The organism is Stenotrophomonas geniculata ATCC 19374 = JCM 13324 (assembly GCF_001431625.1).
Classification (GTDB): Bacteria; Pseudomonadota; Gammaproteobacteria; order Xanthomonadales; family Xanthomonadaceae; genus Stenotrophomonas; species Stenotrophomonas geniculata.
The window spans coordinates 1-12,291 of sequence record NZ_LLXT01000134.1 but is presented as its reverse complement, the minus strand read 5'-3'; the positions used below and the strand labels follow the sequence as shown (position 1 = coordinate 12,291).

The following is a 12,291-nucleotide window of genomic DNA, read 5'->3' as shown; positions in this document are numbered from 1 at the left end:
GCCGTTGCCTCTGCGGGTGCCGGGCGGCAGCCCGGCCCAAGCCCCCCACCCACGCAGGTAGAATGCACACATGGCTCTCTCCCTGCTCAAGTCCCTCAAGCCGGTCGCCGGCCGCGCCCTGCAGATCGCCCTGAACCGCGCGCTGGCGCTGGATCCGGATACCCGCCATGCGCTGACCAGCCTGGATGGCCGGCATATCGATCTGACCCTGGAAGCGCCGTCGCTGGCCATGCGCATCAGCGTCGACGGCGACCAGCTGCGGGTCGGCCCGGTGGATGCGCAGGAAGCCGACCTGGCCGTGCGCAGCAGCCTGGCCGGCGTGCTCGCGCAGCTGCCGCTGCTGGCCAACGCACGGCGCGGTGACAACAACGGCAAGGGCCGCGTGCGCGTGGCCGGCGACGCCGAACTGGCACGCCGCCTGCAGCAGCTCGCCAAGGGCTTCGACCCGGACTGGCAACAGCCCTTCGTCAGCGTGTTCGGCGAGGTACTGGGCGTGCAGGTCGCCAATACCTTGCGCAGCGCCCTGCAGCACGCACGCCAGGGCGCGGTCGACCTGGCCCACAGCGCCGCAGAATTCATCACCGAGGAATCGCGCGATGTAGTGCCGCGCGCTGAACTGGATGCCTTCCACGATGATGTGGACGTGCTGCGCGACGACGTGGAGCGCCTTGGTGCACGCGTACAGCGCCTGCGGGGTGCCGCATGAAGGCCGTGCTGCGCGCCAGCCGCATCGGCCGGGTGATCCTGCGTTACCGCCTCGACGACCTGCTGCAGGGCACACCGGCCGAGCGCTGGTTGCGCCTGGCCAAGCCGTTCGTGCCGCGCGCCTCGGCCGACATCGCCGCACAGTCGCGCGGTGCGCGCCTGCGCCTGGCGCTGCAGGATCTCGGCCCGATCTTCGTCAAGTTCGGCCAGATCCTGTCCACCCGCCGCGATCTGGTGCCGCCGGATGTGGCCAATGAGCTGACTCTGCTGCAGGACCGGGTCAAGCCGTTCGATGGTGAGACCGCGCGTCGCATCGTCGAGGAAGCGCTCGGCCTGCCGGTCAGCGAGGCCTTCGCCAGTTTCGACACCGAACCGCTGGCCTCGGCCTCCATCGCACAGGTGCACGCGGCCACGCTGGCCGATGGCCGCCAGGTGGTGGTCAAGGTGCTGCGCCCGGGCATCGAGAAGCAGATCGACGCTGATATCGCCCTGCTCAATTCGCTGGCCGCCCTGGTCGAGCGCACCCATCCACGCGCCGACAAGATCCGTCCGCGCGAAGTGGTGGCCGAGGTCGAAAACACCCTGTCCGCCGAGCTGGACCTGCAGCGCGAAGGCGCCAATGCCAGCGTGCTGCGCCGCTTCTGGGAAAACAGCGACGACCTGTACGTGCCGGAAGTGATCTGGAGCCACACCGCCGAGCGCGCGCTGACCCTGGAGCGCGTGTGGGGCATTCCGTCCGACGACATCGCCGCGCTGGACAAGGCCGGCATCGACCGCAAGGCGCTGGCCGCCAAGGGCGTGCGGGTGTTCTACACCCAGGTGTTCCGCGACAACTTCTTCCATGCCGACGCGCACGCCGGCAACATCTGGGTCGACACCGATCCGTCGCGTCGCGCCAACCCGCGCTTCATCGCGCTGGACTTCGGCATCATGGGCCAGCTCTCGCAGGAAGATCAGTACTACCTGGCCGAGAACTTCATGGCCATCTTCAACCGCGACTACCGCCGCATCGCCGAACTGCATGTGCAGGCGCGCTGGATGCCGGACAACGTGCGCATCGATGACCTGGAAGCGGCCGTGCGCTCGGTGTGCGAGCCGTACTTCACCCGCCCGCTGTCGCAGATCTCGCTGGCCGAAGTGCTGATGAAGCTGTTCCGCGTGGCCCAGCGTTACCAGCTGACCCTGCAGCCGCAGCTGATCCTGCTGCAGAAGACCCTGCTGAACATCGAAGGCGTCGGCCGCCAGCTCGATCCGCAGATCGACATCTGGGCAGTGGCCAAGCCGGTGCTGGCGAAGATCCTGCGCGAGCGCTACAGCCCGCGCCGGGTGGTACGCGAGATCGGCAAGCGCCTGCCGGAAATCATGACCCACGCGCCGGACATGCCGCGCCTGGTACACGCCTGGCTGACCCAGCAGGTGGAAGGCCGCCACGAACTGTCGATGCGTTCGCGCGACCTGGCCGCACTGGATGCCAGCGTGCAGCGCCTGCAGAAGCGTGCGGTGGGCGCGATCACCGGTGTCGGCCTGCTGGCCATCGCCGCGCTGATCTATGTGGTGCAGCCGCCGGGCTGGTACTGGGGCGACCTGCCGATGTGGAGCTGGCTGTCCGGTGTGGTCGGCGTGGTGGCGCTGGCGCGCGCGTGGTGGAAGTAGGTCCCATGCTGCAGGCACTCAAGGACGAACTGGCCCGCTTCGGCGCCGACAACGATGCCCGCGAAAGCGCGCGCGGGCGCCGCATGCTCAACATCACGCCGGAGACGGGTGAATTCCTGTCCGTGCTGGTCCGCTTCGGCGCTGCGCGCCAGGTGCTGGAGATCGGCACCTCCAACGGCTATTCGACGCTGTGGCTGGCCGAGGCTGCCACAGCCATCGACGGCCACGTGACCACGCTCGAATACGCCGAGGACAAGGTGGCGATGGCGCGTGACACCTTCGCGCGCAGTGGCCTGGCCGATCGCATCACGCTGGTCCACGACGATGCGGGACCGTGGCTGGCGCTGGTCGCGGATGCCAGCGTCGACCTGCTGTTCCTCGATTCGGATCGCGGGCAGTACGCCGGCTGGTGGCCGCAGCTGCGCCGCGTGCTGCGGCCCGGCGGCCTGCTGGTGGTGGACAACGCCACCTCGCATGCAGAACAGGTGGAACCGCTGCGGGCGCTGCTGGAGGCTGATCCGGACTTCAGCACCAGCCTGGTGCCGGTGGGCAATGGCGAGCTGTTGGCCGTACGCAGCGCCTGACTGCTCTACAGGCAGGTGCCAACCTTGGTTGGCACGCCGTTGCCGGTCGCGCAGAGCCGCCGAGCGCGGGCTCGGCTCTACAGAAGGCAGGCCTTTATAATCCCGCGGTGAGCACCGAACCCGAGACCCTCGCCGCGGTCGAGACCGACACCGCGCCCCTGCAGCTGCTGCACCTGGATGAACGCCTGGCCGTGGTCAACAAGCCTGCCGGGCTGATGGTCCACGACAGCAAGCTGGCCCGTGGCGAAGACGACTTCCTGGCCGACCGCCTGCGCGAGCAGCTGGGCCGCCCGATCTTCCTCGTGCATCGCCTGGACCGGGCCACCAGCGGCTGCCTGCTGCTGGCCTTCGACCGCGAAACCGCCAGCGCGCTGGGCAAGGCGTTGATGGGCGGTGAAGTGCTGAAGGACTACCTGACCGTCTGCCGTGGCTGGCCGGCAGAACTGTCCTGGCGGGTCGACCACGACCTCGACGGTGGCCCGGGCAAGCCGGTGAAGAAGCCGGCGGTCACCGACTTCCAGCGCCTGGCCACCGGCGAGCTGTCGGTCCCGGTCGGTGAGTTCACCCGTTCGCGCTACGCGCTGCTGCGTTGCCAGCCGCAGACCGGGCGCTTCCGGCAGATCCGCCGGCACCTGAAGCATCTCTCGCATCACATGATCGGCGACACCAGCCACGGTGATGGTCGCCACAACCGCATCTTCCGCATGCAGGGCGTGCACCGCATGCTGCTGCATGCCGAGCGCCTGCGTTTCCCGCATCCGGACGGTGGCACGGTGGATGTGCGTGCGCCGCTGGACCGCGAGTTCCAGAAGGCGCTGGGCCTGTTCGGCTGGCAGGTGGACGACGCCTGATGCTGCTGCGGTAAGCCGAGCGTGGGCTCGGCTCTACAGCCAGCGGCCGGGCGTGGCCCGGCGCACCCCGTTATTTCTTTTCCGGCTCGTTGACGATCGCTTCCAGGTCCTTCTGCAGATCCGCGAACAGCGGCTGCATGCGCGCCTGGATGGCCACCATCACGTTCTGCATCAGCGCCGGGGTCTTGTCCAGCAGGCTCTGGCCGGCCGCGCTCTCGTAGAACTCGGCCATCGCCAGCACGTCTTCCTTGCTGAAGGTCTTCTTGTAGAGGTCCACGTACATCGGCCGCAGCTGCTGCCACGACAGGGCCTGGCGCAGGGTCTGGCTGGTCCGCGCCTGGATCCGCTTCAGCTGTTCCTGCTGCTGGGCGTTGAGCTGGCGCTGTGCGGCCACCTGCTGGAACTGCTGCTGCTGCATCGCCTCGATCTGCGGCAGCATGGTGTCGATCATGCTCTGCGCCCGTGACGCGGACAGCAGGCGGTTGATGTCGCCATCGGTCGGTGGCGCGGCCAGGGCCGGAACGCTGGCCACGGCCAGCGCCAGCAGCAGGGCGGCGCGGCGCAGCAGGGACGGCAGGGCGGGTGCGGTGCGGGTCATGCGGGCTTCCTGCGGTACATGGGACGGCCAGCATACCCGCAGCCAAGGCGAAGGCGGCGTGTTCGGTACCTGATCGGCGGCATACGGTGCGCGATGCCGCACTCCGGCACGTGGCTGCCGCTACAATGCGCGGATGGGCAGTGGACCGGTCACCATCAGCGCGCAGCTTGAAATCCCCGACGGCGAGATCGTCGAGCGGTTCGTGCGTGCCAGCGGTGCCGGTGGCCAGAACGTCAACAAGGTCTCCACCGCGGTGGAACTGCGTTTCGATGTGGCCAACTCGCCCTCGTTGCCCGAACCGTTGCGCGCGCGCCTGTTGGCGCGGCGTGACCGGCGCATGACCGGCGAAGGCGTGCTGGTCATCGACGCGCAACGTTTCCGGACCCAGGATCGCAATCGCGAGGATGCGCGCGAGCGGCTGGCGGCCTTCATCCAGGCCGGGCTGAGCGTGCCCAAGCCGCGCAAGGCCACCAAGCCGACCCTCGGGTCGAAACTGCGTCGTCTGGACGCCAAACGCGGGCGCGCGCAGATCAAGCGCGGGCGCTCATCACGTGACTGGGAGTGATTGCTTGAACAACCCGACTTCGTTGCTGCCGGCCGTGCCGCCGCAGATGCCGCAGGTCAAACCCAACGCCTTCCTGCGCTGGCTGGCGCGCTGCACCCTGCGCATGGGCGGCTGGAAGGTGACCGGCACCCTGCCTGACATTCCCCGCCTGGTGTTCATCATCGCGCCGCATTCGTCCAACTGGGACGGCCTGTGGGGCATGGCGGCCAAGATCGCGCTGGGAATGAAGGTCAAGGTGCTGGGCAAGGCATCGCTGTTCTGGTGGCCGCTGGGCCCGCTGCTGCACAAGCTGGGCGTGATCCCGCTGGACCGCAGCTCGCCGCAGGGCACGGTGGGCCAGGCGGTGGACCTGCTGCGCAACAACGAGAAGATGTGGTTCGCCATCACCCCCGAGGGCACCCGCAAGGCCGTGAAGGACTGGAAGGCCGGCTTCCTGAAGATCGCCCGGATGGCCGACGTGCCGATCCTGGCCGCGTATTTCCACTACCCGGAAAAGACCATCGGCATCGGCCCGCTGTTCACGCCCAGCGGCGATGATGCCGCCGACATGGCCGCCATCCGCGAGTTCTACCGGCCGTGGATGGGCAAGACCCGCGGTACGGTCTGAGCCTGCCGCAGGCCGCCGCATAGACGCCACGTCCGGCACATGCCGGGCGAGCGCGACAGGAGTAGGGTGGAGGGCTGGTATCCCGTACCGTCTGCCCAAGGAGTGTTTTACATGTCGCGTACCGTAGTCCTGGCCGCCGCCATCAGCCTGGCGCTGGCGGCCTGTTCCGGCAAGGAGTCCACCCCCGTGTCCGATGCCCAGAAAGCCTCGGCCCAGCAGCCGGCCGAAGCCTCCACCAATCCGCTGCTGAGCGCCAGCACGTTGCCGTTCCAGGCGCCGCAGTTCGACAAGATCAAGGACAGCGACTACCTGCCGGCGTTCGAGGAAGGCATGCGCCAGCACCTGGCCGACGTGCGCAAGATCGCCGACAGCAGCGAGCCTGCCACCTTCGACAACACCATCGTGGCGATGGAGCGCAGCGGCGAGACCCTGAACCGCGTGTCGCGCATTTTCTTCGGCCTGGTCCAGGCCGATACCAACGATGCACGCCAGAAGATCCAGGAAGAAGTGGCGCCGAAGCTGGCCGCGCACCAGGACGAGATCAACCTCGATCCGAAGCTGTTCGCGCGCGTGAAGTCGCTGTACGACCAGCGTGACACGCTGGAACTGGACCCGGTGCAGAAGCGCCTGGTCGAGCATTACTACGACGGCCTGGTGCGCGCTGGCGCACAGCTGTCCGACGCCGACAAGGCGAGCCTGCGCAAGCTCAACGTGGAAGAAACCACCCTTTCCACCCAGTTCCATACCCGTCTGGTGGCCGCCACGGCCGCTGCGGCCGTCGTTGTCGACGACAAGGCCAAGCTGGCCGGCCTGGACGAGAATGCGATCAACAACGCTGCCACCGCCGCCAAGGATCGCAAGCTGGATGGCAAGTTCCTGCTGCCGTTGCAGAACACCACACAGCAGCCGGTGCTCGGCTCGCTGAGCGACCGCGACCAGCGCGCCGCCGTGCTGAAGGCTTCGGAAACCCGCGCCGAGCGCGGCGATGCCAACGACACCCGGCAGACCGTGCAGCGCCTGGCCCAGCTGCGTGCGCAGAAGGCCAAGCTGCTCGGCTTCGACACCTTCGCCGACTACCAGCTGGGCGACCAGATGGCCAAGACCCCGGCTGCCGCGCTCAAGCTGCTGACCGACACCGTGCCGGCCGCCACCGCCAAGGCACGCGCCGAAGCCGGCGAGATCCAGAAGGTGATCGACGCGCAGAAGGGTGGTTTCCAGGTCGCCGCTTCGGACTGGGACTTCTACGCCGAGCAGGTGCGCAAGGCCAAGTACGATCTGGACGAATCGCAGATCAAGCCGTACTTCGAACTGGACAACGTGCTGCAGAACGGCGTCTTCTACGCCGCCACCCAGCTGTACGGCATCACCTTCAAGCCGCGTACCGACATTCCGACCTACAACCCGGACATGAAGGTGTACGAAGTGTTCGACAAGGACGGCACCTCGCTGGCGCTGTTCTACACCGACTACTTCAAGCGTGACAGCAAGTCCGGCGGCGCCTGGATGGACGTGTTCGTCGAGCAGGACGGCCTGACCGGTGCCAAGCCGGTGGTCTACAACGTCTGCAACTTCACCAAGCCGGCCGCCGGCCAGCCTGCGCTGATCAGCTTCGACGACGTCACCACCATGTTCCATGAGTTCGGCCATGCGCTGCACGGCATGTTCTCGAACGTGAAGTACCCGTCGATTGCCGGCACCGCCACCTCGCGTGATTTCGTCGAGTTCCCGTCGCAGTTCAACGAGCACTGGGCGCTGGATCCGAAGGTGTTCGCCAACTACGCCAAGCACTACAAGACCGGCGAGGCGATGCCGCAGGAACTGGTCGACAAGATCCTCAAGGCACGCAGCTTCAACCAGGGCTACGCGACCACCGAGTACCTGTCGGCCGCACTGCTGGACCTGGCCTGGCACACGCAGAAGGCCGACGCGCCGCTGCAGGATGTCGGCGCCTTTGAAGCCAGCGCGCTGAAGAAGTTCAAGGTCGACCTGCCGCAGGTGCCGCCGCGTTACCGTACCACCTACTTCGACCACATCTGGGGCGGTGGTTACTCGGCCGGCTACTACGCCTACTTCTGGGCCGAAGTGCTGGACCATGACGCCTACCAGTGGTTCACCGAACACGGTGGCCTGACCGCGGCCAACGGCCAGGAATTCCGCGACAAGATCCTCTCGCGCGGCAACAGTGTGGAGCTGTCGACCCTGTACCGCGATTTCCGCGGCAAGGACCCGTCGGTGGAACCGCTGCTGAAGTTCCGCGGGCTGAAATAAGAAAGCGAAAACGGCGGGGGCAACCCCGCCGTTTTTCTTTGCTCTTCTTGTAGAGCCGAGCCTACGCTCGGCTGCCTTTCGCGCCCTTGTAGAGCCGAGCCCATGCTCGGCTGGTTTCCCACGAAAGGAAGCGCGCTACGTCCCCACATGCACCCGGTTGGCCTGCTCGGCCAGCCCCAGGTGATCCAGTGCGATGTCCAGCGCCAGCACATAGCTCTGCGCGCCATAGCCGGCGGCGATGCCCAGGCGCTGGCCGACACCGGCCGGCAGGCACGGCTCGGCCACCGCGCCGTCGTCATGCACTTCCACGTACGCGTTGTGCAGATAGGGCAGCAACCGTTGCAGGCGCAGGCTGTTGGCACACGCACCCGGATCAAGCAGCGTCACTTCGCCGCGACTGTGGTCGGCCACGCGCAGTGCGTCCAGCAGTTCCTGTTCCGAGCCACAGGCACGGATCGCCACGCTGGTGCCGGCATCGATCGCGCGATGCACCAGCGACTTCAGTACCGGCGCCGGCAGTGGCATCGCCGTGCGGATCAAGGCGCCGGCCGCTTCCGGGCCACGGATGATGAAGATCGACATGGCTCAGCCCTCCTGCGCCAGGCGACGGCCGACGATGGCCAGCGACAGTGGATAGCCGGCCTGCTGGCTGCGCTGGTCGACCACCACCGCGGCGGGGCCGTGCTGCAGGCGCAGGCGCGCATCCAGGCCGGGCTCGCTGGGCGACTGCAGCTCGATGTACTGCGCCGGCAGCCGTTCCAGCGCCGCCTGCAGTGCGCCACCCTCGGCCTGCCATTGCGCCTCGTCGGCCACGCCGACATCCAGCAGCACCCAGTCGGCCGAGCGCGCCTGCGGTTGGCACAGGCACTGGCGCACTTCGGACAGACTGGCGCAGTCGCTGCACAGCACGCGATGGCCGCTCAGCTGCGCCGGCAACTGCGGGCGCGGCGCCGACGGAGACGCGTGGCGGATCACCAGGAGGGTCATACAACACCTTGCGGAATGCGCCCTGCGGCGCGGTGGAGACACGATGCGCGTGCTGGCCGTAAAGGTGCGATGCCCGTGGCCGGGGCACGGCGTAAAACCTGCGTAACCCATCCTGTAGAGCCGAGCCTACGCTCGGCTGGCGTGCACCGACGCTTGAAGAGCAGCCGAGCGCGGGCTCGGCACTACAGCAAGCCGGTGCGGGAACCTCTTCGGCCCGGATGTGGTCTGATGCAGCTACCACTGACCCGGAGCCTGCCATGGACGCTGTTGCCCGCCCTCCCTTTTCCGAACGCGCGCTGGCCTGGCTGAAGAAAGAGGCGCTGCCGTTGCTGGTGATGCTCGGCCTGCTCGCCGCCGCCCGCGATACCCTGGCCAACCACTACGTAGTGCCCAGTGGCTCGATGCAGCCGACCCTGCAGCCCGGCGACCGGGTGGTGGTGGACATGCGTGCCTATGGGCTGCGCCTGCCGTTTACCGGCAAGGAACTGATGGCGACCGGCACCCCGCAGCGCGGCGAGGTGGCGGTGTTCGATTCGCCGGCCGACGGTACCCGCCTGATCAAGCGGGTGGCCGCGGTGGCCGGTGACCATGTGCAGCTGCACGAAGGGCACCTGAGCATCAACGGCCAGCCACTGCAGACCGCCGACCTGCAGGACGTGGAAGCCTTCGGTGAACGCCGTGCCCGCCTCGATCTGGACATGGGCGGCGGCCCGGACATCGCCGATCTGGTGGTGCCCGACGGTAAGGTGCTGGTGCTGGGTGACCACCGCGGCAACAGCTTCGATGGCCGCTTCTTCGGCTTCGTCGACGCTGACAAGGTCTACGGCCGTGCGGTGGCGGTGTACTACCGCCGGGGCGCCGGCTTCGAGTGGCAGCGCCTGTAAGCTGAATTGATACTTTCTGTGTATCAATCCTGACCTATCAGGTTATGGATCGACTGGATGGACGGGCCTAGTCTGAGGCCCGTTCCCTCCCATACCCGGCCGTCCCCACCGGCCCACCGATCCCATGACTGGCGAAACCGCCGCGACCGTCGAACGCCGCCCCCACGCTGTTGACCCCGCTTCCGACACCCGCATCCAGCAGGGCACGCCGGCTTTCCGCCGCACCGCGCTGGCGCTGTTCCTGGCCGGCTTCTCCACCTTCGGGCTGCTGTACACGGTGCAGCCGCTGCTGCCCGAATTCAGCCGCCACTTCGGCGTGTCCGCCGCCGGCAGCGCAATGTCGCTGTCGCTGACCACCGGCACGCTGGCGGTGGCCATGCTGCTGGCCGGGCTGTTGTCCGATGCGGTCGGCCGCCGCCCGTTGATGATCGCTGCGCTGCTGGCCTCGGCCATGCTGTCGCTAAGCACGGCATTGGTGGATGACTGGACCACGCTGCTGGTGCTGCGCACCCTGCTCGGCCTGGCGCTGAGCGGCGTGCCGGCGGTCGCGATGACCTACCTGGTGGAGGAAATGGACAGCCGCGCGCTGGGCCTGGCGATGGGCCTGTACATCGGCGGCAACGCCATCGGTGGCATGAGCGGGCGACTGCTGGCAGGCATCATCGCCGACCACTGGGACTGGCGCTGGGGCATCGGCGTGGTCTCGATCATCGCCGTGGCCAGCACCGTGCTGCTGTGGCTGCAGCTGCCGCCGTCGCGTCACTTCCACCCCCGCCGTGATGGCCTGCGCCAGTTGCCGTCACGCTGGCGCCTGCTGTTCGCCGACCCGGGCCTGCCGTGGCTGTTCGCCACCTCGTTCGTGCTGATGGGCGTGTTCGTCACCCTCTACAACTACCTGGGCTACCACCTGCTGGCGCCGCCGTACCACCTCAGCCAGACCGTGGTAGGCCTGATCTTCAGCGTCTACCTGGTGGGCACTTTCAGTTCGGCGTGGATGGGCCAGCAGGCTACGCGTTACGGACGCGGCCGCATCCTGTCGATCTCGTTCGCGCTGATCGGTGCCGGCATCGCGCTGCTGGCATTGCCTTGGCTGAGCACAATGGCACTCGGCATCGCGCTGGTCACGTTCGGCTTCTTCGGTGGTCACTCGGTGGCCAGCAGCTGGGTTGGCAGCCGTGCCGGCACGATGCGCGCGGAAGCCTCGGCGCTGTACCTGTTTGCCTATTACCTGGGTTCGAGTGTGCTCGGTGGTTTAGGCGGCCTGGCTTATGCGGCGTGGGACTGGCGGGGTGTGTGCCTGTTCGCCGCCGTGCTGACCCTGATCGGCGGTGGCATTGTCTGGGCGCTGCAGCAGCGCGCCCCGCAGCCGGTGACGGCGTGATCCAACGCACGGTAGTGCCGGCCGCTGGCCGGCAACCACGGTGTGGCGGGTTTGCCGAGGTAGAGTCGACTGTTAGTCGACTGCTCTTCCATCAGATCGCGAAAACCCCGCGCTGCGCGCGATAGTCGACTAACAGTCGACTCTACCGGCGAATGCCCCGCGCAGCAGCGTGGCGAAATTGCGGATCAGCGGCGTCACCCCCTCGCGGTGCCACGCCAGCTGCACCTCCGAATGCGCACCGGCATCGGCCAGCGCCACGAAGCGCGCGCCCTCCACCCGGATGTGATCGCAGGACGACGGCAGGATCGCCGCACCCAGGCCGGCAGCAGCAAGACTGATCAGGGTCGAGGCTTCGCCCGCCGCCTGCGCGATGCGCGGCGTGAACCCGGCGGCCGCGCACAACGCGATCATGTGGTCATGGATGCCCGCACCGGCGCTGCGGCGAAATGCCACGAACGGCTCCTGCGCGAAGTCGCGCAGCGACAACGTGCCCTGCTTCGAAAGCCTGTGCAGGGCAGGGTGGCCGGCATGCACGATCAACGCCAGCGGATCGACGAACAGGCTGTGCGCCACCAGTTCCGGCGGCAACGCGCGCTTGCGGATGATGCCCACGTCCAGGCTGCCGTCGAGCAGCGCATCGATCTGCTGCAGCGTGTTCATCTCGCTCAGCTGCAGCCGTACCTGCGGGTACTGCTGGCGGTAGCGCAGGATCGAACGCGGAATCTGCGGTGACAGTGGCGTGGCCCGGGTCAGGCCGATACGCAGTTCGCCCTGCTCGCCGCGCTGCGCGCGCTGCACCTCGTCCACCGCTGTTTCCACCTGCTGCACGATGGCGCGTGCACGCTCCTGCAGCAGCTCACCGGCAGGCGTCAGCTGCACACGACGGTGGCTGCGCACGAACAGGCGCGCCCCGATCAGTTCCTCCAGCTGGCGGATCTGCTGGCTGAGCGGCGGCTGCGACATCCCCAACCGCTCCGCCGCCTGGCCGAAGTGCAGTGTATCGGCAACAGCGAGGAAGTAGCGCAGGTGACGGAGTTCGATGGACATGGGTCCAGTTTATTCATCGTCAGCCGGAAATGAATCAGAGGCGGGGTCAGAGCCCGTTGCGCAGCAACGGGATCCGACCCCGTGCCGACCAACGGTCGGCATCCACCATGGGAAGCATTTGCCACAGTTCGCAGAAAACGGTCGAAGGCGGGGTGGGTCCG

The 12,291-nt window shown here is 67.6% G+C and carries 13 protein-coding genes; 9 read left to right on the top strand and 4 right to left on the bottom strand.

Annotated elements, in window-relative coordinates:
- Positions 1 to 70 precede the first annotated feature (70 nt).
- The 4 genes from ARC63_RS17350 (at position 71) to ARC63_RS17335 (ending at position 3,793) form a co-directional block, all read left to right on the top strand.
- Entirely contained in the window at positions 71 to 706 is a 636-nt protein-coding gene (locus ARC63_RS17350; protein ID WP_019337432.1) for a ubiquinone biosynthesis accessory factor UbiJ, read from the top strand.
- Positions 703 to 2,358 carry a ubiquinone biosynthesis regulatory protein kinase UbiB gene (ubiB, locus tag ARC63_RS17345; protein WP_057503922.1) on the top strand — a complete coding sequence of 552 codons (1,656 nt, stop codon included), beginning with the start codon at positions 703 to 705 and terminating at the stop codon, positions 2,356 to 2,358. The genes ARC63_RS17350 and ubiB overlap by 4 nt, the downstream gene beginning before the upstream one ends.
- A gap of 5 nt (positions 2,359 to 2,363) precedes the next feature.
- Complete coding sequence (locus tag ARC63_RS17340) at positions 2,364 to 2,942, top strand: O-methyltransferase (protein ID WP_057503921.1); 579 nt, start codon at positions 2,364 to 2,366, stop codon at positions 2,940 to 2,942.
- A gap of 107 nt (positions 2,943 to 3,049) precedes the next feature.
- Positions 3,050 to 3,793 (top strand): pseudouridine synthase, encoded by a 744-nt coding sequence (locus tag ARC63_RS17335; protein ID WP_057503920.1) that lies wholly within the window; start codon positions 3,050 to 3,052, stop codon positions 3,791 to 3,793.
- Between the two features lie 70 nt (positions 3,794 to 3,863).
- On the opposite strand, the gene ARC63_RS17330 is transcribed toward ARC63_RS17335, so the two are convergent.
- Entirely contained in the window at positions 3,864 to 4,391 is a 528-nt protein-coding gene (locus ARC63_RS17330) for a DUF2059 domain-containing protein (protein WP_010487093.1), read from the bottom strand.
- A gap of 133 nt (positions 4,392 to 4,524) precedes the next feature.
- Between ARC63_RS17330 and arfB the strand changes: the two genes are divergently transcribed.
- The 3 genes from arfB (at position 4,525) to dcp (ending at position 7,831) form a co-directional block, all read left to right on the top strand.
- Positions 4,525 to 4,956 carry an alternative ribosome rescue aminoacyl-tRNA hydrolase ArfB gene (arfB, locus tag ARC63_RS17325; protein ID WP_005420755.1) on the top strand — a complete coding sequence of 144 codons (432 nt, stop codon included), beginning with the start codon at positions 4,525 to 4,527 and terminating at the stop codon, positions 4,954 to 4,956.
- A 46-nt stretch (positions 4,957 to 5,002) separates the two neighbouring features.
- Positions 5,003 to 5,563, top strand: a complete 561-nt coding sequence (locus ARC63_RS17320; protein WP_224329368.1) for a lysophospholipid acyltransferase family protein — start codon at positions 5,003 to 5,005, stop codon at positions 5,561 to 5,563.
- Between the two features lie 111 nt (positions 5,564 to 5,674).
- A complete protein-coding gene (gene dcp, locus ARC63_RS17315; RefSeq protein WP_057503919.1) occupies positions 5,675 to 7,831 on the top strand; it encodes a peptidyl-dipeptidase Dcp in 2,157 nt (718 codons plus the stop codon).
- A 135-nt stretch (positions 7,832 to 7,966) separates the two neighbouring features.
- Here dcp and ARC63_RS17310 read toward each other — a convergent pair whose 3' ends face one another.
- Both ARC63_RS17310 and ARC63_RS17305 read right to left on the bottom strand, forming a co-directional pair.
- On the bottom strand, positions 7,967 to 8,413 hold the full coding sequence (locus ARC63_RS17310; protein ID WP_004153636.1) for a 3-dehydroquinate dehydratase: 447 nt from the start codon (positions 8,411 to 8,413) through the stop codon (positions 7,967 to 7,969).
- Between the two features lie 3 nt (positions 8,414 to 8,416).
- Positions 8,417 to 8,818 (bottom strand): hypothetical protein, encoded by a 402-nt coding sequence (locus tag ARC63_RS17305; protein ID WP_010487081.1) that lies wholly within the window; start codon positions 8,816 to 8,818, stop codon positions 8,417 to 8,419.
- A 257-nt stretch (positions 8,819 to 9,075) separates the two neighbouring features.
- On the opposite strand from ARC63_RS17305, the gene lepB reads away from it, so the two are divergent.
- On the top strand, positions 9,076 to 9,702 hold the full coding sequence (gene lepB, locus ARC63_RS17300) for a signal peptidase I (RefSeq protein ID WP_010487079.1): 627 nt from the start codon (positions 9,076 to 9,078) through the stop codon (positions 9,700 to 9,702).
- A gap of 124 nt (positions 9,703 to 9,826) precedes the next feature.
- On the top strand, positions 9,827 to 11,083 hold the full coding sequence (locus ARC63_RS17295; RefSeq protein ID WP_057503918.1) for an MFS transporter: 1,257 nt from the start codon (positions 9,827 to 9,829) through the stop codon (positions 11,081 to 11,083).
- A gap of 129 nt (positions 11,084 to 11,212) precedes the next feature.
- Here ARC63_RS17295 and ARC63_RS17290 read toward each other — a convergent pair whose 3' ends face one another.
- Complete coding sequence (locus ARC63_RS17290) at positions 11,213 to 12,130, bottom strand: LysR family transcriptional regulator (protein ID WP_057503917.1); 918 nt, start codon at positions 12,128 to 12,130, stop codon at positions 11,213 to 11,215.
- Between the last annotated feature and the right edge of the window lie 161 nt (positions 12,131 to 12,291).